24 protein-coding genes and 1 pseudogene are annotated in these 25,864 nt (G+C 71.3%); 13 read left to right on the top strand and 12 right to left on the bottom strand.

Going from position 1 to position 25,864, the window contains the following annotated elements; genetic code table 11:
* Nucleotides 1–35: 35 nt before the first annotated feature.
* A complete protein-coding gene (locus tag O7629_RS31135) occupies nucleotides 36–275 on the top strand; it encodes a hypothetical protein (protein WP_158632395.1) in 240 nt (79 codons plus the stop codon).
* Entirely contained in the window at nucleotides 265–582 is a 318-nt protein-coding gene (locus O7629_RS31130) for a type II toxin-antitoxin system PemK/MazF family toxin (RefSeq protein WP_278173794.1), read from the top strand. The genes O7629_RS31135 and O7629_RS31130 overlap by 11 nt, the downstream gene beginning before the upstream one ends.
* 25 nt (nucleotides 583–607) lie before the next feature.
* Here the strand turns inward: O7629_RS31130 and O7629_RS31125 are convergent, their stop codons facing one another.
* Nucleotides 608–901 (bottom strand): hypothetical protein, encoded by a 294-nt coding sequence (locus O7629_RS31125; protein ID WP_278174820.1) that lies wholly within the window; start codon nucleotides 899–901, stop codon nucleotides 608–610.
* Nucleotides 902–1,031: 130 nt separating this feature from the next.
* On the opposite strand from O7629_RS31125, the gene O7629_RS31120 reads away from it, so the two are divergent.
* The 3 genes from O7629_RS31120 (at nucleotide 1,032) to O7629_RS31110 (ending at nucleotide 4,600) form a co-directional block, all read left to right on the top strand.
* Nucleotides 1,032–1,967, top strand: coding sequence for a sulfotransferase domain-containing protein (locus O7629_RS31120; protein WP_278174759.1), 936 nt, complete (start codon nucleotides 1,032–1,034; stop codon nucleotides 1,965–1,967).
* Between the two features lie 88 nt (nucleotides 1,968–2,055).
* Nucleotides 2,056–3,054 (top strand): DUF5954 family protein, encoded by a 999-nt coding sequence (locus tag O7629_RS31115; protein ID WP_278173792.1) that lies wholly within the window; start codon nucleotides 2,056–2,058, stop codon nucleotides 3,052–3,054.
* A 115-nt stretch (nucleotides 3,055–3,169) separates the two neighbouring features.
* Nucleotides 3,170–4,600 carry a non-reducing end alpha-L-arabinofuranosidase family hydrolase gene (locus tag O7629_RS31110; protein ID WP_278173790.1) on the top strand — a complete coding sequence of 477 codons (1,431 nt, stop codon included), beginning with the start codon at nucleotides 3,170–3,172 and terminating at the stop codon, nucleotides 4,598–4,600.
* A 68-nt stretch (nucleotides 4,601–4,668) separates the two neighbouring features.
* On the opposite strand, the gene O7629_RS31105 is transcribed toward O7629_RS31110, so the two are convergent.
* The 3 genes from O7629_RS31105 to guaB all read right to left on the bottom strand — a co-directional run bounded on the left by O7629_RS31105 (nucleotide 4,669) and on the right by guaB (nucleotide 8,801).
* The gene (locus O7629_RS31105; protein WP_278174758.1) at nucleotides 4,669–6,051 is read right to left on the bottom strand and encodes a M1 family metallopeptidase; all 1,383 of its coding nucleotides are present in this window, start codon (nucleotides 6,049–6,051) and stop codon (nucleotides 4,669–4,671) included.
* 68 nt (nucleotides 6,052–6,119) lie between these two features.
* Nucleotides 6,120–7,238, bottom strand: coding sequence for a GuaB3 family IMP dehydrogenase-related protein (locus O7629_RS31100; RefSeq protein ID WP_278173788.1), 1,119 nt, complete (start codon nucleotides 7,236–7,238; stop codon nucleotides 6,120–6,122).
* Between the two features lie 72 nt (nucleotides 7,239–7,310).
* On the bottom strand, nucleotides 7,311–8,801 hold the full coding sequence (gene guaB / locus O7629_RS31095; protein ID WP_278174757.1) for an IMP dehydrogenase: 1,491 nt from the start codon (nucleotides 8,799–8,801) through the stop codon (nucleotides 7,311–7,313).
* Nucleotides 8,802–9,131: 330 nt separating this feature from the next.
* Here guaB and O7629_RS31090 point away from each other — a divergent pair, with 330 nt between their 5' ends.
* Nucleotides 9,132–9,542, top strand: a complete 411-nt coding sequence (locus O7629_RS31090) for a DUF5319 domain-containing protein (protein WP_278173786.1) — start codon at nucleotides 9,132–9,134, stop codon at nucleotides 9,540–9,542.
* Nucleotides 9,543–9,548: 6 nt separating this feature from the next.
* On the opposite strand, the gene O7629_RS31085 is transcribed toward O7629_RS31090, so the two are convergent.
* Together O7629_RS31085 and O7629_RS33675 are read right to left on the bottom strand one after the other, a co-directional pair.
* Nucleotides 9,549–10,262 carry a helix-turn-helix transcriptional regulator gene (locus O7629_RS31085; RefSeq protein ID WP_347403742.1) on the bottom strand — a complete coding sequence of 238 codons (714 nt, stop codon included), beginning with the start codon at nucleotides 10,260–10,262 and terminating at the stop codon, nucleotides 9,549–9,551.
* Nucleotides 10,236–10,604 (bottom strand): annotated as a pseudogene (locus O7629_RS33675) (helix-turn-helix transcriptional regulator); the annotation flags it as partial. The gene O7629_RS31085 and the pseudogene O7629_RS33675, both read right to left, overlap by 27 nt.
* Before the next feature lie 280 nt (nucleotides 10,605–10,884).
* On the opposite strand from O7629_RS33675, the gene O7629_RS31080 reads away from it, so the two are divergent.
* A complete protein-coding gene (locus tag O7629_RS31080; protein WP_278173781.1) occupies nucleotides 10,885–11,313 on the top strand; it encodes a WhiB family transcriptional regulator in 429 nt (142 codons plus the stop codon).
* Between the two features lie 36 nt (nucleotides 11,314–11,349).
* Here O7629_RS31080 and O7629_RS31075 read toward each other — a convergent pair whose 3' ends face one another.
* From O7629_RS31075 to groES, 3 genes are all read right to left on the bottom strand, one after another.
* Nucleotides 11,350–12,915 carry a molybdopterin-dependent oxidoreductase gene (locus O7629_RS31075; RefSeq protein ID WP_278174755.1) on the bottom strand — a complete coding sequence of 522 codons (1,566 nt, stop codon included), beginning with the start codon at nucleotides 12,913–12,915 and terminating at the stop codon, nucleotides 11,350–11,352.
* A 244-nt stretch (nucleotides 12,916–13,159) separates the two neighbouring features.
* Complete coding sequence (gene groL / locus O7629_RS31070) at nucleotides 13,160–14,803, bottom strand: chaperonin GroEL (RefSeq protein WP_278173779.1); 1,644 nt, start codon at nucleotides 14,801–14,803, stop codon at nucleotides 13,160–13,162.
* Between the two features lie 117 nt (nucleotides 14,804–14,920).
* Entirely contained in the window at nucleotides 14,921–15,235 is a 315-nt protein-coding gene (groES, locus tag O7629_RS31065; protein WP_123606067.1) for a co-chaperone GroES, read from the bottom strand.
* A 225-nt stretch (nucleotides 15,236–15,460) separates the two neighbouring features.
* On the opposite strand from groES, the gene O7629_RS31060 reads away from it, so the two are divergent.
* The 6 genes from O7629_RS31060 to O7629_RS31035 all read left to right on the top strand — a co-directional run bounded on the left by O7629_RS31060 (nucleotide 15,461) and on the right by O7629_RS31035 (nucleotide 21,986).
* Entirely contained in the window at nucleotides 15,461–16,681 is a 1,221-nt protein-coding gene (locus O7629_RS31060) for a class I SAM-dependent methyltransferase (RefSeq protein ID WP_278174753.1), read from the top strand.
* A 63-nt stretch (nucleotides 16,682–16,744) separates the two neighbouring features.
* On the top strand, nucleotides 16,745–17,224 hold the full coding sequence (gene ybaK, locus O7629_RS31055) for a Cys-tRNA(Pro) deacylase (protein WP_278173777.1): 480 nt from the start codon (nucleotides 16,745–16,747) through the stop codon (nucleotides 17,222–17,224).
* 278 nt (nucleotides 17,225–17,502) lie between these two features.
* Entirely contained in the window at nucleotides 17,503–18,594 is a 1,092-nt protein-coding gene (locus O7629_RS31050; protein ID WP_278173775.1) for a substrate-binding domain-containing protein, read from the top strand.
* A 122-nt stretch (nucleotides 18,595–18,716) separates the two neighbouring features.
* Nucleotides 18,717–19,523: an ATP-binding cassette domain-containing protein gene (locus O7629_RS31045; RefSeq protein WP_278173773.1), complete on the top strand. Its 807-nt coding sequence runs from the start codon at nucleotides 18,717–18,719 to the stop codon at nucleotides 19,521–19,523.
* The gene (locus O7629_RS31040; protein WP_278173772.1) at nucleotides 19,520–20,776 is read left to right on the top strand and encodes an ABC transporter permease; all 1,257 of its coding nucleotides are present in this window, start codon (nucleotides 19,520–19,522) and stop codon (nucleotides 20,774–20,776) included. The genes O7629_RS31045 and O7629_RS31040 overlap by 4 nt, the downstream gene beginning before the upstream one ends.
* 19 nt (nucleotides 20,777–20,795) lie before the next feature.
* On the top strand, nucleotides 20,796–21,986 hold the full coding sequence (locus O7629_RS31035) for an ROK family transcriptional regulator (RefSeq protein WP_278173770.1): 1,191 nt from the start codon (nucleotides 20,796–20,798) through the stop codon (nucleotides 21,984–21,986).
* 6 nt (nucleotides 21,987–21,992) lie between these two features.
* On the opposite strand, the gene O7629_RS31030 is transcribed toward O7629_RS31035, so the two are convergent.
* The 3 genes from O7629_RS31030 to O7629_RS31020 form a co-directional block, all read right to left on the bottom strand.
* The gene (locus O7629_RS31030; RefSeq protein ID WP_278173768.1) at nucleotides 21,993–23,771 is read right to left on the bottom strand and encodes an ABC transporter ATP-binding protein; all 1,779 of its coding nucleotides are present in this window, start codon (nucleotides 23,769–23,771) and stop codon (nucleotides 21,993–21,995) included.
* Nucleotides 23,768–25,531, bottom strand: a complete 1,764-nt coding sequence (locus O7629_RS31025; protein WP_278173766.1) for an ABC transporter ATP-binding protein — start codon at nucleotides 25,529–25,531, stop codon at nucleotides 23,768–23,770. Before O7629_RS31025 ends, O7629_RS31030 begins: the two co-directional genes overlap by 4 nt.
* Before the next feature lie 77 nt (nucleotides 25,532–25,608).
* A complete protein-coding gene (locus O7629_RS31020; protein WP_278174751.1) occupies nucleotides 25,609–25,863 on the bottom strand; it encodes a hypothetical protein in 255 nt (84 codons plus the stop codon).
* Nucleotide 25,864 lies beyond the last annotated feature (1 nt).

Genomic DNA, 25,864 nt, shown 5'->3' with positions numbered 1-25,864 from the left:
AGACAGAATGTAGCCTGATACGTAGACTTCTCTGCATGGCGACGACGACGATCCGGGTCAGCACGGCCACTCGCGACCGGCTGATGCGGACCCGCACGGAAGAGTTCGGTGACGCGCCGATTGACGAGGTCATCACGCGGCTTCTCGATGAGCACGCCGACCAGGCGCTGAGGGCAAAGATGCGGGCCGACGCGGAGCACGCTCGTGGCAACATCGACGACCTCGCGGAGGTTCGCCGCGTACAGGCTGAGATGGACGAGCTCAGTGCGTGGTGACGTTCACCGGCTGCGCGCACCCCGCGATGCCGTCGGTCACGAGCAACAAGGAGCGCGGTACGCCGTGGTGGTGCAGTCCGACGATCTCAACCTGTCCACGACGATCGTCGCTCCTACCTCCACCTCAGCCCACCCGTACGTGTTCCGGCCCGAGGTCACCGTACGCGGCGAGCCAACCCGACTCATGCTGGACCAACTGCGTGCCGTCGACGTCGAAAAGGCGATCGGCGAGCGCGTCGGCCGCCTGAGCCCGGCCGAGATGGTCGAGGTCAACCGGCTGCTACGCGCCGTTCTCGACATCCTTTGAGCCGGCCCAACTCCTGGATGGCAGACTACCGGACCTGCGCGTCGGGGTCCTGCATCGAAGCCGCCAGCGCTCGGGCGACCGCCGAGATGATCTGGCTGTCGTCCACGCCGAGTTGACGCGTCTCGCGGACGAACGCGGCAGCCTGGTGACGCAGCATCTCATCCGGACCGGGCCCGGCGGGCGGCGCGGCCGCGACCCGGGTGCCGCCGCCACGCCGGGAGGTCACCAGCCCCGCCGCCTCGAGCTCGCGGTACGTAGTGGGCTGCCGCATCGATTCACGGGCGGCTCCGAGGTTGACCGAGCGGTCCACGTCCATCATCATCTCAGGCTGGGGTGCGTACTATCATCTCAGGCTGAGATGCGCAGCATCCGCTGATGCGTGTCGTCCACTTCGGGCAGGGATCCGCTTCGGACAGGGACCGGCTGCGGGCAGAGACAGGGCTAGGACACTGATCAAACGGACCTTCACCTTCGCCAAGCACCACACGCCCAGCAACGTGCGGGTGGCGGTGCGGTGGACGATGCTCGAGACGCGGATCGCGAGAAGCCGGCTGACGATCCCGGTGGTCGCCCGCTGCGAATACGACAACATCTACCACTGCACGGTCCGCAAGACGGGCAGCCAGTGGGTGAAGGCCATCCTCAGCGACCCGGTCGTGTATCAGTACTCCGGCCTGCTGCCCTTCGATCAGCGAGTCCACCGGCGGCGTTACCCTGACGCCATTCCGCCCGGCCGGGTCGCCTCGTCGCTCTTCGTCGGCTACAAACGCTTCGAAGCGATCCCCAAGCCGGAGAAGTACCGGGCCTTCTTCGTGATGCGGGACCCGCGCGACATCGTCGTCTCCAGTTACTTCTCGCTGCGGAACTCGCACACCCCGATGGGTGACGTCCTGCACCATCGGAAGATCCTCAAAGAGAAGCCACGCAAGGAAGGCCTGCTCTACATCATCAACCACCTCGCGGAGAAGAACCTCTTCTCCGCGCTGCGGTCGTGGGTGGTCGCACCCAGCGCCGAGACGTTCCGCCTCTTCCGGTACGAGGATCTGACCGGTGAGCGACAGGCGGACGAGGTGGAAGAGTTGCTGCGGCACTGTGGGATTGCCCTGCCTCCGGCCGAGTTGGCGGCGCTGCTCGACCGGCACGGGTTCTCCCGGATGCGCAAGAATCGCCTGGAGACCGGGCCGACGGCGCACTACCGCAAGGGCAAGGCCGGCGACTGGCTCAACCATTTCGACGACGACATCTACGAGGCCTTCGTCGCGACGACCGGCAACCTCGTCGAGCTCTGCGGGTACCCCAGCCGAGACGAGGCGCGTGCTGCCCTGGACCTGAATGGTCAGAATGGTCAGAATGGTCAGCAGAGCCTGGACCCGAACGGCCAGTAGGGCCACACCGAGACGGATCGACCGTGATGCGGGCCGATCCCGGCAGGGCGGGGCTGCGGCCCAGCGATCGAGCCATCACAATGCGTACATGGTCTATGACGCCAACCAGGTGCCTGAGCACCTGTTGATCAAAATCGAGCATCGGGACGACCCGGTATCGGCGGTTTCCGAGGACGACGCCCGCAACCGTGCGGCCGCCTACCCGAAGCTCATGTGGGGTGCCCCGATCTACGGCTCCGCCCAGGAGGTGAACGGTCGGTGGCGAATCCTGCGGCTGAACGCCGACAGCCCGCAGGACGCCCGTGACAGCCTTGCATCCCACTTCCGGAGACTGCACAGCGAGACACCGCAGACCCCCGAGCACGCCGCCGAGCGGGCAGAGTACGAAGCGGTGTACGAGTTGCTGGACTGGGAGGCGGTCGACGAACTGACCGTCAACGGTTCCCGCTACCGGATCATCCGCGCCCAGCCGTTCATCCGGATGGGCGCGGACGGGCCGGAGCCACCCCGGCCGACCGACCCGGACCCGTACCCGCCCGGCCAGACGAAGCGGAACACCTCGCAGTTGGACGGATTCGTTATTGACCCGGCCGCCGGCACCGGACTGACCAACGGACTCGTCCGGATGGAAATGATCTCCGCCTCCTACCATCCGAGGGCTGTCCCAGGGGACGTGCACGCCGATTCCCGGCTGGCGGTGACCACGCATCCGAACGTGGTGCTGCTCCCGGTCGGTTTCACCGTCGGAGAGTGCGTCGCTGGCCGATGGCGGCCTCGGTCGTCCACCACCTACGCGACGCCGCAGGACGCCCGGGACGCGGAGTCGTTCTCGATCTCCGACGTCGGGGTCAAGCTGGACGACGACACCCCGGTGGAGGAGTTCGTGGCCGCGTACGAGCGGGCCCGCGCGGCGCACCGGCCGCCCCGCACCGACGACTTCGAGTTGAAGGGCGTCCCGTGCCGAGTGACCCGGGTGGAGACCTTCGTCCGGGTCGGCCCGGACGGCCCGGAGGGGCCCCGCCCGTCGGACCCGGACTCGCATCTGCCTCCGGCGCGGCTCATGCAGGAACCTGACGTCCCAGCATAGACATAGGTTGATGGACTGGGAGCGCTCCCGTAACATACCCGGCACGGATGTTAACGCTCACCTAACACTGACCTGAGCACACGTGCGAGGTCACCGTCCTGCGGGAGAGTGCTACATGATCAAATCGAGAACAACCAGAGCCGGGCTGGCGTCGGCCGGGGCCGCGTTGCTGGCGTCGGCCGCGCTCGTCGTGGCGGCACCGGCCGATGCCGCTGCGGCGGGCTGCTCGGTCAACTACGCCGTGTCGTCACAGTGGCCGGGCGGGTTCGGCGCCAACGTGACCATCACGAACCTCGGGGATCCACTGACCAGTTGGACGCTGACGTGGTCGTTCGGCGCCGGGCAGACGGTGACGCAGGCCTGGAACACCTCACTGACCCAGAGCGGCTCGGCGGTGACCGCCAGCAACGTGAGCTACAACAACGCCGTTCCCACCAACGGCACGGTGTCGTTCGGCTTCAACGGCTCGTGGACGGGCAGCAACCCGGCACCGACGAGTTTCGCGCTCAACGGTGTGGCGTGTAACGGCGGCACGACCCCGACCACCGCACCGCCGACCACCGCACCACCCACCACCGCACCGCCACCGACCACCGCGCCACCCACGACCGCACCGCCGCCGACCACCGCGCCGCCGGCCTGCAATCTGCCGTCGACGTACCGCTGGACCTCCACCGGCGCACTCGCCCAACCCCGCTCCGGCTGGGTGTCCCTCAAGGACTTCACCCACGCCCCCTACAACGGCCAACACCTCGTCTACGCCACCAACCACGACTACGGCACCAGCTGGGGCTCCATGAACTTCGGCCTCTTCTCCAACTGGAACCAGATGGGCTCCGCCAGCCAGAACGCCATGCCCTTCTCCGCCGTCGCACCGTCGCTGTTCTACTTCGCCCCCCGCAACATCTGGGTCCTCGCCTACCAGTGGGGCGGCCCCGCCTTCTCCTACCGCACCTCCACCAACCCCACCAACGTCAACAGCTGGTCCGCCCACCAAACCCTCTTCACCGGCAGCATCAGCAACTCCGGCACCGGACCCATCGACCAAGCACTCATCGGCGACGACCAGAACATGTACCTCTTCTTCGCCGGCGACAACGGCCGCATCTACCGCGCCAGCATGCCCATCGGCAACTTCCCCGGCAGCTTCGGCTCCAACTACACCACCATCATGACCGACACCACCAACAACCTCTTCGAAGGCGTCCAGGTCTACAAACTCCAAGGCCAACAGCGCTACCTCATGATCGTCGAAGCCATCGGCTCCCAGGGCCGCTACTTCCGCTCCTTCACCGCCACCAACCTCGGCGGCACCTGGACCCCGAACGCCACCAGCGAAAACAACCCCTTCGCAGGAAAAGCCAACAGCGGCGCCACCTGGACCAACGACATCAGCCACGGCGAACTCATCCGCACCAACGCCGACCAGACCATGACCATCGACCCCTGCAACCTCCAATTCCTCTACCAAGGCCGCTCCCCCAACTCCGGCGGCGACTACGGCCTCCTCCCCTACCGGCCGGGCGTGCTGACCCTGCAACGCTGACCGAACCCCACACCACACCATGACAAGGCGGGCCCGGCATTCACGCCGGGCCCGCCACGCACTACCAGTCAGGGCTTGGCCGGAGCGGTGTCGCCGTACAGCCAGGCATCGAAGAATTCCCGCAGCGGCTGGCCGGAGACCCGCTCGGCGACCGTGACGAACTCCTCGGTGCTGGCGTTGCCGTTGCGTCGCTCGGCCGTCCAGGTGCGGAGCAGGCGGAAGAACGCGTCGTCGCCGATGGTCAGCCGCAACGCGTGCACGGTCAGCCCGCCCCGCTTGTACACCGACTGGCTGAAGATCCCCGCCGGGCCAGGGTCACCGGCCGGACTCGCCCAGTCGATCCGGTCGTACTCCCGGTCGAACATCTCGTCGACGCTGGCCGCACCGTCGTGCTCGGACCACAACCACTCCGCGTACGTCGCGAAACCCTCGTTGAGCCACATGTCCCGCCAGTGCCGGATCGACACACTGTTGCCGAACCACTGGTGGGCCAACTCGTGCGCGACCACCCAGGTGACCGGCCCGGAGTCGAAGAACACGTCGCCGTACACCGGCCGGGACTGGGTCTCCAGGGCGTAGCGGATCCGGTCGTCGTTCACCACCACGCCGCCGTATGCGTCGACCGGGTACGGGCCGAACACCGACTCCAGGTAGTCGGCGATCTCACCGGTGCGGGCCATCGCCTGCTCGGCCGGGCCACCTTCCGGCAGATCGGCGGAGACGGCGGTCACCATCGGCCGGCCGGCGTGGGTGCCACGCTCCACCCGGTAGTCGCCGATCACCAGGGTGGTCAGGTAGCTGGCCAACGGGGTGGACTCCGACCAGGTCCAGGTGGTCCAGCCGTCGGCGCTGCTGGTGGGCCCCGGTACGCCGATGCTCAGCGCGGCCAGCCCGTCCGGGACGGTGACGTCGATGTCGAAGGTCGCCTTGTCCAGCGGATGGTCGTTGACCGGGAACCAGGTGCTGGCCGACTCAGGCTGGCCGAGCGCGATCGCCCCGTCGTCGGTCACGTGAAAGCCGCCCGCACCCAGGTCCGGGCTGGTCAGGAGCTCGGGCCGGCCGCCGTAGTCGACGACCACGGTGAACTGCGTACCGTCGGCCAGCCCGGTGGCCGGGGTGACGACCAGCTCGTTGCCGTCGCGGCTGTGCCCGGCCGGGGTGTCGTCGACGGTGACCGCGTCGACGACCAGCCCGGCCAGGTCAAGGTTGAACCGGGACAGATCCGTGGTGGCGGTGGCGGTGATCGTGGCGGTGCCGTCGAGCCGCTCGCTGTCCGGGTCGTAGCGCAGCGTCAACTGGTAGCCGGCCACGTCGTAGCCACCGTTGCCGTACGTCGGAAAGTAGGGGTCGCCGATGCCGGCCGCACCGGGTCGGAAACCACCCGCCGGGCTGTCGTCGTTTCGGTCGATCAGCTCCGGCAGGACGCCGCAGCCGGCGATGCCGGCGGCCAGCACCGCCGCGAGCAGCGCGGCGACACCGGACGTACGCCGCCGCAGCGCGAACGACGGACGGCGGCTGGTCACCGGTCGAGGACCAGACCGACCCGCTGGAACTCCTTCAGATCGCGGTAGCCGCACTTGGCCATCGCCCGGCGCAGCCCGCCGAACAGGTTCTGCTGGCCGTCCGGGGAGTCGGCCGGCCCGAACAGCAACTGCTCCATGGTGCCCAGCGGCTCGTCGGCCACCCCGAACGCGCCACGCGGCAGCTTCGGGTGGCTGGCCACCGAATGCCACCATGCCCCGGCGGCCGGGGCCTCGGCACACAGCGACAGCGGCTCACCGAGCATCACCGCGTCGGCACCGCAGCCCAGCGCCTTGGCGATGTCACCGGAGGTCTGCAGGTCACCGTCGGCGATCAGGTGCACGTACCGGCCACCGGTCTCGTCCAGGTAGTCGCGGCGGGCGGCGGCCGCGTCGGCGATCGCCGTGGCCATCGGCACCCGGATACCGAGCACCGAGTCGGTGGTCGACCACTCGTCGGCGCCGATCCCGACGATCACCCCGGCCGCGCCGGTACGCATCAGGTGCAGCGCCGTCTTGTAGTCGGTGCAGCCGCCGACCACCACCGGCAGGTCCAGGTCGGCGATGAACTCCTTGAGGTTCAGCGGCTCGTCGGTGGTGGACACGTGCTCCGCCGACACCAGGGTGCCCTGGATCACCAGGATGTCCACGCCGGCGTCCAGCACCACCGGGGCCAGCGCCAGGGTGTGCTGCGGCGACACCCGGGCGGCGACCGTACCGCCGCCGGCCCGCATCTGCCGGACCCGTTCGGCGATCAGCTCGGGACGGATCGGTTCGGCGTACACCTCCTGCAGCCGGCGGGTCGCCGGGTCGTCGTCGCCCAGCGCGGTCAGCTCGCCGAGCACCCTGCTCGGGTCCTCGTAGCGGGTCCACAGCCCTTCGACGTTGAGTACGCCGAGCCCGCCCAGCTCGCTCAGCTTGGCGGCGCTGGCCGGGCTCATCGTGGCATCCGACGGATGCGCCACGCACGGGATCTTGAACTGGTACGCGTCGAGCTGCCACGCGGTGGAGACGTCGTCGACGTCCCGGGTCCGCCGGCTCGGCACGATGGCGATGTCGTCCAGGTGGTAGCCGCGCTGCGCGGTCTTGCCCAGCCCGATCTCGACCACGTCACGCATGGCATATCTCCGTCATGGACAGGTCGACCGCCCGGCGGCTCGGCCACCGCGCGGGCAGGTCGACGGCGTAGGTCAGCGGGTGTGGTAGTTGGGGGCCTCGACGGTCATCTGGATGTCGTGCGGGTGGCTCTCCTTCAGACCGGCCGCGGTGATCCGGATCAGCTGGCCGCGCTGGTGCAGGTCGTCGATGCCTTCGGCGCCGACGTACCCCATGGCCAGCCGGACCCCGCCGATCAGCTGGTGCACGACGGTGGCCAGCGGTCCACGGTACGGCACCTGGCCCTCGACACCCTCCGGGACCAGCTTCTCGTCGCTGAGCACGTCGTGCTGGAAGTAGCGGTCCTTGGAGTAGGAGCGGGCCTGGCCACGGGACTGCATCGCGCCCAGCGACCCCATTCCCCGGTACGACTTGAACTGCTTGCCGTTGATGAACAGCAGCTCGCCGGGGCTCTCCTCGCAACCGGCGAGCAGGCTGCCCAGCATCACCGTGTGCGCACCCGCGACCAACGCCTTGGCGATGTCGCCCGAGTACTGGATGCCGCCGTCGGCGATCACCGGAACGCCGGCCGGGTGGCAGGCCCGGACCGCCTCCATGATCGCGGTGACCTGCGGTACACCGACCCCGGCGACCACCCGGGTGGTGCAGATCGCGCCCGGGCCGACTCCGACCTTGACCGCGTCCACGCCGGCTTCGACCAGCGCGCGGGCACCGGCGTAGGTGGCGACGTTGCCGCCGACCACGTCGACCTCGGTGTCCCGCTTCAGGGCGCGCACCATGTCCAGCACCCCGCGCTGGTGGCCGTGGGCGGTGTCCACGATCAGTACGTCGACGCCCGCGTCGACCAGGGTCCGGGCCCGCTTGTACGAGTCGTCGCCGACGCCGATCGCAGCGGCCACCCGCAGCCGGCCGGCGTCGTCCTTGGTGGCGTCCGGGTACTGCTCGCTCTTGGTGAAGTCCTTCACGGTGATCAGCCCGCGCAGCCGGCCGGCGTCGTCGACCAGGGGCAACTTCTCCACCTTGTGCTGGCGCAGCAGGGCCAGCGCGTCCGCCTTGGCCACCCCGACCGGGGCGGTGACCAGCGGCATCGAGGTCATCAGGTCGCGTACCGGGCGGCTCTGGTCAGTCTCGAACCGCATGTCGCGGTTGGTGATGATGCCGACCAGGGCGCCCTGCTCGTCGACGACCGGGACACCGGAGATCCGGTACCGGCCGCACAGCGTGTCGACGTGCCGCAGCGTGTCGTCCGGGCCGCAGGTCACCGGGTTGGTGATCATGCCGGCCTCGGAGCGCTTCACCAGGTCGACCTGGATCGCCTGGTCGTCGGCGGAGAGGTTGCGGTGCAGTACGCCGATGCCGCCCTGCCGGGCCATCGCGATCGCCATCCGCGCCTCGGTCACCGTGTCCATCGCGCTGGACAGCAGCGGTACGGACAGCCGCACGTTGCGGGTCATCGAGGTCACCGTGTTGACCCGGCTCGGGATGACGTCCGACTCGGCGGGCTGCAGCAGCACGTCGTCGAAGGTCAACCCGAGCGGCACCGCCCGGGCCGACCCGGCGGGCATCTCCGGCACGTGGCCGCCGAACGCGGCGGGGACCGGGGGCACGTGACCGCCGTTGGCGGTGCTGTCGACGACGGGCTGCTGGGTGGGCGAGTTTTCCACGACTTCTTCCCCTGAGCTGGTCGGACGGTTCGCCTGAGGCCGGCGGCGGCTGATGCCCAGGCGCCGGGTCGGCAGGCGGCCCGGCGTGGGTGGCGGTTGACCGGCTCGCCCCGTCTTGCGGTGCGATGGTTCATCGTACCCACCGCCGGGCCGGCCGGGCGCGCCACCTGCGCGGCGGGCCGGACCGGGTGGGGCCCCCGCAGCCGGTACGGGTGGGACTACGGTGGAGGGGTGCACGAAGAGCCGATCGATCCGTTCAGCGGCGACCCCGCCGATCCGGCAGCCGGGCTGGAGGATCCCACCGAGGCCGGCGAGCCGGATTCGTTGACGCCCGCCGAACGGCAGGACGTGTTGGAGGACCTCGCCGACCTGGAGGTCTACCGGGCGCTGCTCGGCGCGGTCGGGATCCGCGGGCTGGTGATCGACTGCGAGGACTGCCGGGAGCCGCACTACTTCGACTGGGACCTGCTGCGCGGTAATCTGCGCCACCTGCTCGACTCCGGCCGGCCGAGGGTGCATGAGCCGGCCTTCAACCCCGACCCGGACCACTACGTGAGCTGGGAGTACGCCCGGGGGTACGCCGACGGCGTGCACGACACCCTGCGGGACGAGGCGGACGACGACCAGGACCGGCCGGGCTGAGGTCGGTCAGGCGACCAGTCCGGTACGGAATCCGGTGGCCACCGCGTGCGCCCGGTCCCGTGCGCCGAGCTTGCGGAACAGTCGTCGCGCGTGGGTCTTGACGGTGTCCTCCGAGACGAACAGGTCGCGGCCGATCTCGCCGTTGCTCTTGCCTTCCGCCATCCCGCGTAGCACCTGGAGTTCGCGTTCGGTGAGCCCGATCCGGCGTAGTGCGGTGACTCGACCGTCCGACGGCTGGGCGCCATCCGGTCCGGCACCGTGCGCTACGCCGTCATTGGGTGCACCGTCATTGGGTGCACCGTCGGTCGGTGCGCTGCCATTGGGTGCGCCGTCGGTCGGTGCGCTGTCATTGGGTGCACCGTCGGTCGGCGCGCCGTCGGTCGGCGCGCCGTCGGTCGGTGCGCCGTCGGGGTGCGGGACGGGTGCCGGTGCGTCGGCCGTGTCGGCGGCCGGTGCCGTCGCGGCCGCGTCGTCGCGTTGGTTCGGCACCACGTTCGGGCCGGTGGCCGGGTCCGCACCGGCAGCGGCCGCAGCCGTCTGCTCGGCGCCGCCGGTGACCGATCGTCCGGCGGAGTCGGTACCAGCGACGGCGGCCCCGGGGTGATGAGTCGCCGCGCCAGCGGCACCAATAGTGGCGGTCACCGCCGGGGCCGGTGCGGCTGCTGACTGCTCGGTCAGCAGTGCCGGCGTACGGCGGCCCGGCGCGGCGAGCAGCAGCAGGGTCTTCGCAACGGCGGTGACCAGGTCGTCGGTGCCGCGCAGCAGTCCGCGGGCGCCGGCTGCCAGCGCGGCCGACGCCACCTGCGGGTCCTCCCCGCCGAACAGCACGATCACGCTGCCCGGCGAGCGGGCCAGTACCCGGCGGGTGAAGCTGGCGCTGTCCGGACGGGCCAGGGCGGTGTCGGCGAGTACGATCTCCGCTGGGCGTTCGGCGAGCCGCAGCATCACCTCCGGTTCAGAGACCGCTGTTCGTACTGCGGCGGAGAGACCGAGCCGGGCGGCGGCGGCGGTGATGTTCTGAGCTGCAACTACCGTTCGCACACACACGAGCACCTTGCGCACTTGTGACTCCCCTCTCCCGCCAGCAGCAGATCATGCGAGGCACGCTCGCTCATGCGCTTTGCCACGAAAAAAGATGAAAGTTCAGGACCGGTGGCCACGTCGCCGACCGGCTATCGCGCGCAGGTTCCGACCCGGGTGATCCCACCCGTTCCGGCACGGGTGATTGAGCAGTGGGACTCCCGGGTACCCCGGTGATACGAAGGACCGGAGCGCTTGCGCGGCCGGCCGGCCGGTCCTACCACGAAGTGTCCGCGGGAGCCGCGCGGAAGGAGGGGTGCAGATGTCGGATGTACGCCGACTGCCCGGACCGATCGTCGACCTGTGGGAGTGGCAGATCCTCGGTGCCTGCCGTGGCCGGGACAGCGCCCAGTTCTTCCACCCCGACGGTGAGCGGGGGTCGTCACGCAACCGCCGGGAGTCGGGAGCCAAGGCGGTCTGCCGGACCTGCCCGGTCCGCGCGGAGTGCGCCGCGCACGCCCTGTCGGTGCGCGAGCCGTACGGGGTGTGGGGCGGCTTCAGCGAGTCGGAACGGCTCCGGCTGCTCGCCCTCGGCTGGGAGGATCTCGCCGACCGCCGTGGCGGCCGGGTCGATGTGCAACGGCTGGAGGCCCGGCTGGGCCGGCCGCACAAGTCGACCGTGCCGGCCCAGCGCCGGCCGGAATCGGCCGCCGTCAGGCCGCAGCCGGCGGACTCGGCCACCGCCGCATGACCACGCCCACGGCCACGGCCGCCGGTTCGATTGTCCCTACTGGACTGTGACGCGGACGGAATGCCAGCCGGTCGCCCCGTCCGGGGCGACCGGCTGGCGTAGTTCGGGCTGGGTGGCGCCGGTCCCGTCGGTTGCCCGGACCTGCAGCAGGTGCTCACCCGAGGTCGCCGGCCACTGCCAGACCCACTGCACCCAGGTGTCCGCGGAGACCGCCGGGGCCAGCTCGGCCGGCTGCCAAGGGCCGTCGTCCACCCGTACCTCGACGCCGCTGATGCCCCGGTGCGGGGCCCACGCCACCCCGGCCACCGCAACGGTGCCGGCGGACAGTTCGGCGCGGACCCGGGGGGTGTCGATCCGGGACTGGGTCTTGATCGGGCCCTGCGCCGCCCAGCCGCGCGGCACCCAGTACGCGTCGAAGTCGGCGAAGCTGGTCAACTCCAACTCGGTGACCCACTTGCAGGCGGAGACGTAGCCGTAGAGGCCGGGCACCACCATGCGGACCGGGAAACCGTGCTCGACCGGCAGCGGTTGACCGTTCATCCCGACCGCGAGCAGCGCGTCCCGCCCGTCCAGCAGCGCCTCGGTCGGGGTGCCGCAGGTCCAGCCGTCGACGGACCGGCCGACGACCTGGTCGGCTCCGGGCAGCGGGCCCGCCTCGACCAGCAGGTCCCGCACCGGTACGCCGAGCCAGCGGGCGTTGCCGATGAGATTCCCGCCCACCTCGTTCGAGACACAGGCCAGCGTGACGTACCGCTCCACCAGCTCCATCCCGAGCAGGTCGGCGTAGCTCAGGGTGATCGGGTTGGTCACCCGGCCGTGGATCCGCAGTTGCCATTCGTCCGGGTCGACCTGGGGCACGACCAGCGCGGTGTCGATCCGGTAGAAGTCACGGTTGGTGGTGACGTACCGGCTCAGCCCCGGCGCCGCCGGGTCCACACCGGAAGGCAGCGGCGGCGCGGCGTCGACCGGGGCGGGCAGCGTCACGGCGGACCGGGCGGTCGCCACCCCCCGGCGTTGCGCCAGCCAGCGACCACCGGCACCGGTGATCAGGGCGGCGCCGACCGACACGCCGACGCTGGACAGGAACCGGCGCCGGTCGGCGGTGCCGGCACCGGGCCGCACCGGTACCGGCGCCGGTTCAGCGGGCGCCGCGGCGGAGGACGACGCGGCTGCGGCCGGCCGCAGCGGGCCGGCGAGCAGCGCCCAGAGCAGCAGTGCGGCGGCGGACGCGCCGATCACCGCCGGCAGGACGGCGGCCGGCCCGGCGCCGGGCCGGGTGAGCGCGGCCGCCGCGCCGATCACGCCGAAGACCGCGATGCCGGCGAAGCCGACGGCGAGCCGGCGGGCGGCCAGCACCCCGATCACGGCCGCGAACCCGGCGAGCAGTACGCCGGTGCCGATCAGCAGCGCGGTCTTGTCGTGTACGCCGAACACGTCGATGGCGAACTGTTTCAGCGGCTCGGGGACGGTGTCGACGACCACCCCGCCGACCGCGACCAGCGGTGCCGAGCGGGCGCCGGTGGCGACGGCGATCAGCTCGGCCAGGCCCAGGGCGAGCGCGGCCGCGGCCACCCCGGCGAGCGCCGCGAGCGGCCTGGGCAGGTGGCCCGGTGGTTCGGTCTGCGCAGCTGGCCCGGTCGGCTCCGGCCCTGTCGCGTCCGGCACCGTCGGCTCCGGCCTCATCGCGTCCAGCCCATCTGTCCGGCACCGTACGGGTCGACGGCGCGTAGGTACCGCCGACGATACGCAGAATCCGCGTGATCAGAAACCTCGGGCGGAGTGCGCCCTCGGCCGTACTGATCACGCGGATCCAGGGTGGAGCAGGTGGAGCAGGTGGAACTTCCGGTCAGAAACCGGGACCGTGCTGGTGGCCGTGCCCGTGGTCGTGACCGTGACCGCCGGCAGCCGGCTCGGCCTTCTCCGGCTTCTCCACCACGAGGCTCTCGGTGGTGAGCAGCAGCCCGGCGATCGACGCGGCGTTGCTGACCGCGTTGCGGGTCACCTTCACCGGGTCGATGATGCCGGCCCCAGCCAGATCGACGTACTCACCGGTGGCGGCGTTGAGACCGTGGCCCCAGTCGCCTTCGAGCACCTTGCCGACCACGACGTACCCGTCGTAGCCGGCGTTCTGGGCGATCCACCGCAGCGGCTCGTGCAGCGCCTTGCGGACCACCGACACGCCGACCTTCTCGTCGCCGTCGAAGCCGAGGTCGTCGTCGAGCACGGCGGCGATCTGGCTCAGCGCCGCGCCGCCACCGGGGATGGTGCCCTCCTCGACCGCGGCCTTGGTCGCGGCGATGGCGTCCTCGATGCGGTGCTTGCGCTCCTTCATCTCGACCTCGGTGGCAGCGCCGGCCTTGATCACCGCGATGCCGCCGGAAAGCTTGGCCAGCCGCTCGGCGAGCTTTTCCCGGTCCCAGTCCGAGTCGGACGCGTCGATCTCCTTGCGGATCTGGGTGACCCGGTCGGCGACCTCGGAGTCGTTGCCGGCACCGTCGACCACCGTGGTGGTGTCCTTGTCGACCACGATCCGCCGGGCCCGGCCCAGCGACTCCAGCCCGACCGCGTCGAGCTTGTAGCCCAGCTCAGGGGCGATCAGCTCGGCGCCGGTCAGGATCGCCATGTCCTGCAGCATCGCCTTGCGCCGGTCACCGAAGCCGGGGGCCTTGACCGCGCAGATCTTCACGGTCTTGCGTACGGCGTTGACCACCAGGGTGGACAGCGCCTGCCCGTCGACGTCCTCGGCGACGATCAGCAGCGGCTTGCTGTCCTGGACGATCTTCTCCAGCAGCGGCAGCAGCTCCTCGATCGAGGAGATCTTCTGGGTGGTGATCAGGATGTACGCGTCCTCGAGGACCGCCTCCTGCGCTTCGGCGTCGGTGACGAAGTGCGGGGAGATGAAGCCCTTGTCGAACTGCAGGCCCTCGGTGACCTCCAGCTCGGTGGCCAGCGTGGAGCCTTCCTCGACGGTGATCACGCCGTCGCGGCCGACCCGCTCCATCGCCTCGGCGATCAGTTCGCCGATCGTGGCGTCCTGGGCCGAGATCGTCGCGACCTGCGCGATCGAGCCCTTGTCGGCGACGTCCGCCGCCTTGGCCAGCAGCGATTCGGAGACCTTCTGCGCGGCCGCGTCGATGCCGCGCTTGAGGCCGGCCGGGTTGGCCCCGGCGGCGACGTTGCGCAGACCTTCACGGACCATCGCCTGGGCGAGCACGGTGGCGGTGGTGGTCCCGTCGCCGGCGACGTCGTTGGTCTTCGTCGCCACCTCCTTGACCAGCTGCGCACCGAGGTTCTCGTACGGGTTGGTGAGCTCGATCTCCTTGGCGATGGTCACGCCATCGTTGGTGATCGTCGGAGCGCCGAACTTCTTGTCCAGCACGACGTTGCGCCCGCGCGGGCCGAGGGTGACCTTGACCGTGTCCGCGAGCGTGTTGACGCCGTGCTCCAAGAGGTGCCGGGCGTCGTCCGAGAAACTCAGGATCTTCGCCATGACATTCCCTTCACAGGCACTAGCCGTCGGCCGGCCGGCGGCTGCCGGTCACCGGCCAACGGGCGACGCCCCGAAGCCCCGGGCTGGGGCTTCGGGGCGTTCAGCACTGGCAGTAGGTCACTTCTCGATGACCGCGAGGACGTCGCGGGCGGAGAGCACCAGGTACTCCTCGCCGGCGTACTTGACCTCGGTGCCGCCGTACTTCGAGTAGATGACCGTGTCGCCGACGTTGACGTCAACCGGGATCCGGTTGCCCTTGTCGTCGACGCGGCCGGGGCCGACAGCGAGGACGGTGCCCTCCTGCGGCTTCTCCTTGGCGGTGTCGGGGATCACGATGCCCGACGCCGTGGTGGTCTCAGCCTCGTTCGCCTGGACCAGGATCCGGTCCTCGAGCGGCTTGATCGCAACCTTGGTCGCGGTAGTCACGGGCATACCCTCCTGGGGTATCTGGTTTTGGTGCCGGCCACGTGGGTAACCGGCGTCAATCTGCCTCATGTCCACCGGGCGGATCCGTCGTCGCGGGTGCCGGACCGCCTGGCGTTTCGCTCACCGGCGGGAGCCGGCGGGCTGGCACCCTCGACCCGAGAGTGCTAACCGCAGATTAGCAGTCGCCTGTGCGGAGTGCTAGCCCGATGGCCGAGCATGGACAATGTCGCGGTGCACCCGGACGAACTGGCCGCCCTGCGCGCCCCGGAGGGCGCGGCCGCGCTGGTCGCCGCGGCCGAGGTGCTGGCCGCGCCGGGCGGGGCGGATCCGCTCGCGGCGGCGACCGCGCTGCGTACCGCCGGGGTGCCGGCACCGCTGGCGACCGCCGCGCTCACCCAGGCCGCGCTGCGCGCCCGCGCGACCGGCAAGTTCGGCCCGGCCGCCGCCCGGATGTTCTTCACCCGCGCCGGCCTGGAGCAGGCCACCCGGTCGGTGGTCGCCGACCGGCGCGCCGCCCGGTTGCGCGCCGCCGGGGTGCGCCACCTCGCCGACCTGGGTTGCGGTCTCGGCGCGGACTCCCTCGCCGCCGCCCGGGCCGGCATCCGGGTGTACGCGGTGGAGGCCGACCCGGGCACCGCCGCGATCGCCGCCGCCAACGTCGAGGCGACCGGGCTGGCCCACCTGGTCGACGTGGTCTGCGCCGACGCCACCGGAGTCGACGTCTCCGGCTACGACGCAATCTTCTGCGACCCGGCCCGCCGGTCCGGCAACGGTCGGCGCACCTTCGACCCGGACAGCTACTCTCCGCCGTGGGACTTCGTCCGGTCGCTGGTCGCCCGGGTGCCCCGGACCGTGCTGAAGGTGGCGCCGGGCATCGACCACGCGCTGATCCCGCCGGAAGCCGAGGCCGAGTGGGTCAGCGTCGACCGGGAGGTGGTCGAGGCGGCGTTCTGGTGCGGCCCGCTGGCCGACACGCCGCGCCGGGCCACCCTGCTGCGTGCCGGACGGCCGGCCACGGACCTGACCGGCGACGGTGGTGAGCCGGTGGACGTCGGCCCGGTCCGGCGTTTCCTGTACGACCCGGACGGGGCGGTGGTCCGCTCGCACCTGGTCGCCGCGTTCGCCGCGACCGTCGACGGCACCCTCGCCGACGAGTCGATCGCCTACGTCTACGCGGACGCACCGACCGACACGCCGTACGGAAGGTGTCTGGAGATCACCGACGTGCTGCCGTTCTCGCTGAAGCGGCTGCGGGCGCTGCTGCGCGAACGCGGTGTCACGCGGTTGGAGATCCTCAAACGCGGCTCCCCGCTCGACCCCGCCCAGTTGCGCCGCGAGCTGCGGCTGCGTACCGCCTCCGGGGCCGGCGTGGCGGCGAGCCTGGTGCTGACCCGGGTGGCCGGCGCCCCGACGGCGCTGCTCGCCCACCCGGTGCCGGCGCCGGACCGGTGAGCGTGCCAGGCCGGGCGAGCGCGCCCGCCCGATGAGCGCGCGGGGCCGGTAACGTCGCGCGGCATGGCAGGTACCGCGACCCCGGCGACGACGCTGCTGACCAAGCGGCGGATCACCTTCCAACTGCACCCGTACCGGGTCTCGCCGGACACCCCGGACTACGGCGCGGCGGTCGCGGCCACCCTCGGCGTCGCCCCCGAGCAGGTGTTCAAGACGCTGGTGGCGCAGGTCGACGGGGCACTCGCCGTCGGCGTCGTGCCGGTCACCGGGGAGCTGGACCTGAAGGCTCTGGCGGTGGCGCTCGGCGGCAAGCGCGCGGTGCTCGCCGACCGGGTGCTCGCCGAGCGGACCACCGGGTACGTCCGGGGCGGGATCAGCCCGATCGGGCAGCGTAAACGCCTGCCGACGGTGCTGGACGCCTCGGCGCAGCGGTACGCCGAGGTGTACGTCTCGGCCGGTCGTCGCGGGTTGCAATTGAGTATCGCTCCGGACGACCTGGCAGCGGTGGCCGATGCCCGTTTTGCCCCGATCGCCACCCACTGATCCGGTCAACCGACGGGCAGATGTCCGCCACGTTGCTGAATTGTTATCGCGGGCAACAAAACTGGTGACGTCAGCGGTCTTGTGCTCGGCGCCACAGTCCTAATACGTTGCCGGACACAACAAAACTGCGACGGCCCAGCCCAGCCCCAGGCCGTTGCCGTCGCCGGCCGGGTCTCCGGAGCCCATCAGCGCCGCGCGAAGCCACACCTGAGTCCGCACGACACGCACCAGCACACATCCTTGTACGCGAAACATCACCCTTCGAAAGGACCCGAGCGATGCGCAGAGGGATCCTCAGCACCGCCGCCGCCGGCGTCCTGCTCGCCGGCGGCCTGACCGCCTGTGGCAGCGACACCGGCACCGACAGCGGTGACACGCCCACCCCGAAGATCGGCGTGATCCTGCCGGACAGCGCCTCCTCCGACCGCTGGGAGACCGCCGACCGGCGCTTCCTGCAGGAGGCGTTCGACGCCGCCGGCGTCGACGCCACCATCCAGAACGCCCAGGGCGACAAGGCCCAGTTCCAGACCCTCGCCGACCAGATGATCACCGACGGGGCCACCGTCCTGATGATCGTCAACCTGGACTCCGGCACCGGCAAGGCCGTGCTGGACAAGGCCCAGCAGCAGGGCGTCGCCACCATCGACTACGACCGGCTCACCCTCGGCGGCTCCGCCGAGTACTACGTCAGCTTCGACAACGAGGCCGTCGGCCAACTGCAGGGCGAGGGTCTGGTCAAGTGCCTGACCGACGCCGGCGTGGAGAAGCCGACCATCGCCACCCTCAACGGCTCCGAGACCGACAACAACGCCACCCTGTTCAAGAACGGCTACGACGGCGTGCTCGACCCGCTGTACGAGTCCGGCGAGTACGTCAAGGGCCCGGACCAGTGGGTGCCGGACTGGGACGGCGCCCAGGCCGCCACCATCTTCGAGCAGATGCTGACCCAGACCGGCGGCGAGATCGACGGTGTGCTGGCCGCCAACGACACCCTCGGCAACGCGGCGATCTCGGTGCTCAAGCGCAACCAGCTCAACGGCCAGGTGCCGGTCACCGGGCAGGACGCCACCCCGCAGGGTCTGCAGAACATCCTCGCCGGCGACCAGTGCATGACCGTCTACAAGGCGATCAAAGCCGAGGCGCAGGCCGCCGCCGACCTGGCGGTCGCGCTGGCCAACGGGGAGCGCAAGGAGGTCGCGCAGACCGTCACCGACCCGGAGACCAACCGGGAGGTGCCGTCGGTGCTGCTCACCCCGCAGGCCATCTACAAGGAGAACGTCGCCGACGTGGTCAACGACGGCTACGTCACCGCCGAGGAGCTCTGCACCGACGAGTTCGCCGAGCTCTGCGCCGAGGCCGGCATCAGCTGACCGGCGTACCGGCGACCGACCGGTAGCCCCGCCGCGGGTGTCACCCGGCAGCACCATCGCCGGGTGACACCCGCGGCGGCGGAACCGGCACCGGCCGGACACCCTCACGAAGGAGACCACCCGTGTCCGCGACCCCCCTGCTGCAACTGCGCGGGATCGACAAGAACTTCGGCCCCGTCCAGGTGCTGCGCAACGTCGACTTCGCCGTCTACCCCGGCGAGGTGACCGCGCTCGTCGGTGACAACGGTGCCGGCAAGTCCACCCTGGTCAAATGCATCAGCGGCATCCACCCGATCGACCGCGGCGAGGTCATCGTCAACGGCCGCCGGGTGCATATCCACAACCCGCGCGACGCCGCGTCACACGGCATCGAGGTCGTCTACCAGGACCTCGCGCTCTGCGACAACCTCGACATCGTGCAGAACATGTTCCTCGGGCGGGAGAAGCGCACCGGGATCGTGCTGGACGAGACCACGATGGAGCAGATGGCCGCGGACACCCTCGCCGGGCTCTCCGTCCGGACCGTCAAGTCGCTGCGGCAACTCGTCGCCAGCCTCTCCGGCGGCCAGCGCCAGACCGTCGCCATCGCCAAGGCGGTGCTCTGGAACAGCAAGGTCGTCATCCTCGACGAACCCACCGCGGCGCTCGGCGTCGCCCAGACCGCCCAGGTGCTCGAACTGGTCCGCCGGCTCGCCGACAACGGCCTCGCCGTCGTACTGATCTCGCACAACATGAACGACGTCTTCGCGGTGTCGGACCGGATCGCCGCGCTGTACCTCGGCCAGATGGTCGCCCAGGTCCGCAGCACGGAGATCACCCACGCGCAGATCGTGGAGCTGATCACCGCCGGCCGCAGCGGTGACCTCGGCCTGCCGGCCGACAACGGCACCGAGTACACCGCCACCACCGGACCGGGAGCCGACCGATGAGCACCGCCACCTCGACAGTCCAGCGGCCCGCCGCCCGGGCCGACTCGCCCGGCGTCGGCGAACACCTGCGCAACTACTTCTCCCGGGTGCGCGGCGGCGACCTCGGCGCACTGCCCGCCATCCTCGGCCTCATCGTGCTCTGCACGGTCTTCTCGATCGTGCGGCCCAACTTCTTCACCGCCGGTAACTTCGCCAACCTGTTCATCCAGGGCGGAGCGGTCACCCTGATCGCGATGGGACTGATCTTCGTCCTGCTGCTCGGTGAGATCGACCTCTCCGCCGGCTTCGCCAGCGGCGTCTGCGCCGCGATCCTGGCGGTCGTCTCCACCGAGATGGGACTGCCCTGGTACGTGGCGGTGCTGGCGGCGGTCGCCACCGGCACCCTGATCGGCACCATCCTCGGATTCCTGGTCGCCAAGGTCGGCATCCCGTCGTTCGTGGTCACCCTGGCCGCGTTCCTCGCCTTCCAGGGCACCGTGCTGCTGCTGATCGAGGGTGGCAAGAACGTCTCGCTGCGCGACGACGTGCTGATCGCGATCGTCAACCGCAACGTCCCGCCGGTCGTCGGTTGGGCGATCTTCGGCGTCGGGGTGGCCGGGTTCGCGCTGATCCAACTGCTGCGCTACCGCACCCGGTCCGCCAAGGGCCTGGTCACCGACCCGATGGTGGTTGTGCTGACCCGCATCGGCGTGCTGGTCGCGATCGCGGGTGCCGCCGTCTACATCCTCAACCAGGAGCGCAGCATCAACCCGCTGATCACCTCGCTGCGCGGGGTGCCGATCGTGGTGCCGGTCATCGTGGTACTGCTGATCTTCTGGACCTTCGTGCTGCGGCGCACCGCGTACGGCCGGCACATCTACGCCGTCGGCGGCAACCGGGAAGCCGCCCGCCGGGCCGGCATCAACGTCGACCGGATCCGGATCTCCGCCTTCATGATCTGCTCCTCGATGGCCGCCGTCGGCGGCATCGTGGCCGCCAGCCGGGCCAACTCGGTGGATGCCAACACCGGCGGCAGCAACGTGCTGCTGTTCGCCGTCGGCGCGGCGGTGATCGGCGGCACCAGCCTGTTCGGCGGCAAGGGCCGGGTCCTCGACGCGGTCCTCGGCGGCGCCGTGGTCGCGGTCATCGAGAACGGCATGGGGCTGATGAACGTCAGCTCCGGGGTGAAGTTCGTCTTCACCGGGCTGGTGCTGCTGCTGGCCGCCAGCGTCGACGCGCTGTCCCGTCGTCGCGCCGCCGCCGGGTCACGATGACTGCGGAGACGACGATCCGATGCGGGCAGGACCCAGCCAGGAGGAGATCCGCCGGCACAACCTCGGCGCGTTACTGCGGCACGTGCACGTGCACGGTGCCACCTCACGCGCCGAACTGACCACCACGCTGGGGCTCAACCGCAGCACCATCGGTGCGCTCACCGCCGACCTGGCCGCAGCCGGCCTGGTCAGCGAGGGCGGCGCCCGGGAAACCGGCCGGGCCGGACGACCGTCGCTGGTCGTCCGGCCCGCGTCCGAGCGGGTGTACGCGTACGCGCTCAGCATCGAGGTCGACCGGTTACGGGTCGCCCGGGTCGGGCTCGGCGGCCGGATCCTCGACATCCGCACCGCCGAGCGGCCGCGCGGGACGCTGGCCGCCGAGGCGGTCGGCCCGCTCACCGGCTTCGTCAAGGAGCTGCACCAGGCGGTGCCGGCCGGCGCGGTCTGCGTCGGCAGCGGCGTCGCGGTCTGCGGCATGGTCCGCCGCGACGACGGCATGGTCCGGCTCGGGCCGACCATGGGCTGGGTCGACGAGCCGCTGGGCGCGGCCCTGGCCGAGGCGCTCGGCGACGACCGGGGCGTCCTGGTCGGCAACGTCTCCGACGTGTGCGCGCTGGCCGAACACACCCGGGGCGCGGCGGTCGGCTGCGACCACGTCATCTACCTGTACGGCGACGTCGGCGTCGGCGCCGGCATCATCGCCGGTGGCCGCCGGGTCACCGGCCACGGCGGGTACGGCGGCGAGGTCGGCCACATGGTGGTGCACCCCGGGGGCCGGCCCTGCCTGTGCGGATCCCGGGGCTGCTGGGAGACCGAGATCGGCGAACACGCGCTGATCCAGGCGGCCGGCCGCAGCGGGGCCGTCGTCGGCCGGGAAGCGGTGCTCGCCGTGGTGGACGCGGCCGACCGGGGCGACAGCCAGGCCCAGGCCGCGGTCCGCCAGGTCGGCAACTGGCTCGGTTTCGGCGTGGCCAACCTGGTCAACATCTTCAACCCGGAGACGGTGATCTTCGGCGGTACGCTGCGGGACGTCTACCTGGCGGCGGCCGCGCACGTGCGCAGTCGGCTCAACTCCAACGGGTTACCGGCCTGCCGGGAACACGTCCGGCTGCGTACCCCGAAACTCGGCGACGACGCGCCGCTGATCGGCGCCGCCGAGCTCGCCTTCGAGCAACTGCTCGCCGACCCGCTCGACGCGGTGGCCGGCTGACCCCGGTCAGCCGACCGCCTGCGCCGACCCGAGGCCCTGCCAGGTACGCCACAGTACGGCGTACGGGCCGTCGGCGGCGACCAGCTCGTCGTGCGAACCGAACTCGGTGATCAGCCCGTCCTCGACCACGGCGATCCGGTCGGCATCGTGTGCCGAGTACAGCCGGTGCGCGATCGCGATCACCGTACGTCCGCGCAGCACCGCAGCGAGCGACCGCTCCGTGCGCCGGGCGGTACGCGGGTCGATCAGCGACGTCGCCTCGTCCAGCACCAGGGTCTGCGGATCGGCCAGCACCAGCCGGGCCAGGGCGAGCTGCTGGGCCTGGTCCGGACCGACCGGATAGCCGCCGGCACCGACCACCGTGGCCACCCCGTCCGGCAGGGCGGACACCCAGTCCAGTGCGTCGACGGCGGCTAACGCGTCGCGTACCTCGGCCTCGGTGGCGTCCGGCCGGACCAGCGCGACGTTGTCGCGCACCGTACCGATGAAGACGTGATGCTCCTGGGTGACCAGGGCGACCCGGCCGCGCAGCTGGTCCGGGGCGAGGTCGGTCAGCGGCACGCCGCCGGCGGTGACCGAACCGGCGGTCGGCCGCAGCACCCCGGCCAGCAGCCGGCCCAGGGTGGACTTGCCTGCGCCGGACGGCCCGACGATGGCGATCCGCTCCCCCGGCTGCGGCACCAGGGTGACCCCGCGCAGCACCTCCCGCCCGTCGACGTAGCTGAAGTGGACGTCGACCGCCGCGACCGGGTCGGCGGCGCGCACGCCGTCAGGTGCCGGCGCGCGGGGCACCGCGATCGCGGGCCGGTCCGGCTGGGCGACGCCGAGCAGCCGGGCCAGCGACGCGGCACCGAGCTGCAGTTCGTCCAGCCAGTTCAGCAGCCGGTCCAGCGGGGCGGCCAGCATCTGCACGTAGAGCACTGCCGCGGTGACCTGGCCGAGCGTCACCCAACCGCGCAGGTAGCACCAGCCGCCGATGGCCAGGGTCGCCGCGACCGGCACCACGTAGCTGATCTCGATCAGCGGGAACCAGACGGTACGCAGCCACAGCGTGTAACGCTCGGCCGCGTACTGCCGGGCGATGTCGGCGTCGGTACGCCGCCGCCGGTGCTCCTGCCGGCGCAGCGCCTCGACGGTCCGGGCACCATCGACGGTTTCGCTGAGCCCGTCGGTGATCCGCGAGTACGCGGCGCTCTCGGCCAGGTAGCCGTCCGGTGCCCGGCGCAGATACCAGCGGGTGCCCGCCCACAGCAGCGGCACCACGATCAGGCAGGGCACCGCCAGCACCGGGCCGACCAGCAGCAACGCCCCGAAGATGAAGGTCGCGGTGCTGATCGCGATCAGCGTCTCGGGCACCGCGAACCGTACCGACCTGGACAGCACGGCGACGTCGTGCGAGGTCCGGGTGAGCAGGTCACCGGTGCCGGCCTTCTCCACCGTCGACAGCGGGATGGACAGCACCCGGCCGATGAACTCTTCGCGCAACGCGGCCAGCACCCGCTCGCCGAGCCGGGCGGACGCCACGTGCGCGTAGCGGGCCAGCACCGCCTGTAAGACCAGGAACCCGGCGATCGCCAGGGCGGTCCGGTCGACGGCGGCGATCGCCGCCGTCCCGGTGGTGAGCGTCTCGACCAGGCCGCCGAGCAGCCGGGGCGCGGCGAGCCCGGCGACCGCGGCACCCACGTGCAGCGCGAGGGCACCGGCCAGCATCCGTGGGTGCCGGCGGACCAGGACACGGGCGTACCGGCGGACCTCGGCCCGGCCGGCGACCGGCAACGCCGTCACGACGCCACCTCACTCAACGCCGCCGGCTCAGTCGACGCCGCCACCTCAGTCGACGCCGCCGGCTCGGCGCGGGTCACGAGGGCGGCGTACCCGGGTTCGGTGCGCAGCAGATCGGCGTGACTGCCGTCGGCCACCACCCGGCCGGCGTCGACGAACACCACCCGGTCGGCGTGTTCCAGCAGCAGCGGGCTGGTGGTGCAGACGACGGTGGTCCGGCCGGTCCGGGCGGCCGGCAGTCGGGCGGCGATCCGCACCTCCGTGTGCGCATCCACGGCGCTGGTCGGCTCGACCAGCACCAGGACCGGCGGGTCGGCGAGCAGCGCCCGGGCCAGCCGGAGCCGCTGCTGCTGGCCGCCGGAGAACTCCCGGCCACGTTCGGCGACCTCGGCGTCGAGACCGTCCGGCAGCGCGTCGACGATGTCGGTGGCGCTGGCCGCGACCAGCGCCGCCCGGATCGCGTCGTCGCTGGCCCGCCCGGTGCCGTCGAGTTCGTCGCGCAGCCGGCCGGTGAACAGCCGGTCGTCGTTGTCGGTCACCAGGATCCGCTGCCGGACCGTGGCCAGGTCCAGCTCCCGCAGCGGTACGCCGGCCAGGGCGACCTCGGCGTCGCGGTAGCGCCCCAGCCGGTCGGCGAGCCCGGCGACGTCCTCCGGCGCGGTGGCCGCGACGGCGGTCAACTGGTACGGGGCCACCCGCAGGCCGGACGTCGGATCGACCAGTTCGCCGTCGCGGTCCGGCAGTCGGCGCGGCCGGGCCGGGTCGGTGAACTCGCCGGTGATGGCGAGCAGGCCCGCGACCCGGCGGGCGGCGACGTGGCCACGGGTCATGGTGTGCAGGAACTCGGTCAGCGTCCGGATCGGACCGGTCAGGAACGCGGTGTACGCGTAGGCGGCGACCAACTGCCCGACGGTCAGCTCGCCGGAGAGCGTGAGCCGCGCCCCGAGCCAGGTCACCAGCACCAGGAACATCCCGGGCAGCAGCAGCTGGCCGGCCTCCAGGACGGACTCGACCCGGGCCAGTCGGTCGCCGCGCCGCCGCAGCTCCTGCGACTGGTCCCGGTAGCGGTCGGCGAAGGCCGGTTCACCGCCGACGCCGCGCAGGATCCGCAGGCCGGTCACGATGTCGCCGGCCAGGGTCGCCAGGGTGGCCTGCTGGTCCCGGTAGGTCTGCTGACGGCGGTGCAGCGGCCGCAGGCCGAGCCCGACGGCCGCCATCAGCACCGGCACCCCGATCACGATCACCAGCCCGAGCGGAACGGAGGTGCCGAGCAGGATCGCGGCGACCACGACGATCGCCACCACCGCACCGACCGCCCGGGCGACGACCTCCACCGCGCCGCCGAGACTGCTCATGTCGGCGGTCCCGATGCTCACCACCTCGCCGGTGGCCAGCCGTTTCGGCAGGGTGGCGCCGAGCCGGTTGGCCTGCCGTACGGTGAGCTGGACCGTGCGGTACGCGGTGGACAGCCAGTTGAACACCCCGAACCAGTGCTGGCTGATGCTGGCCGTCGCCTGGACCAGCCCCAGCCCCAGTAGCACCGCCGACCAGCCGAGCAGCGCCTGCGGATCGCGGGCGGTGAGGCCGACGTCGACGGCGCGCCCGAGAACCGCCGGCATCAACGCCTGGCTGCCCATCCAGACCACGCTGAGCACCGATCCCCAGGCCACGGACGCCCCGGCGCGTCCGGCCAGCCAGCGCAGCAGACGCAGGGCTGACCGGTGATCGGCTACGCCGGGATCGGCGACGGGCAGGGACCACATGACATCGCGACGGTACGGCTACTTTGCGTGGCCGATCCACCGATTTTCCCATTTCCGCCGGTCGGTCGGCGGCGGCTTCAGCGGTCGACCTGGGTGAAGTCCCAGCTGTGCGGTGGACGGGTGACCAGCCGCAGCGGTGGTTCCGGCAACGACAGCGGGCTGCTGCGCCACTTCGAGATGACCACCAGCCGGTCATCGGTCGACGAGAAGACCTCACTGGCCACGTGCAGCGGGCTGTGTTCGATCTCCGGAAGCGCGGTGTCGCAGACCCAGGTGAGCAACTCGGTCAGGCGGGACGGCTCGGCCTTGGCCTCCCACATCCGCACGATCACG

It is taken from the genome of Solwaraspora sp. WMMD792, assembly GCF_029626105.1.
Lineage (GTDB): Bacteria > Actinomycetota > Actinomycetes > Mycobacteriales > Micromonosporaceae > Micromonospora_E.
This window is presented reverse-complemented; position numbering and strand designations above follow the sequence as displayed.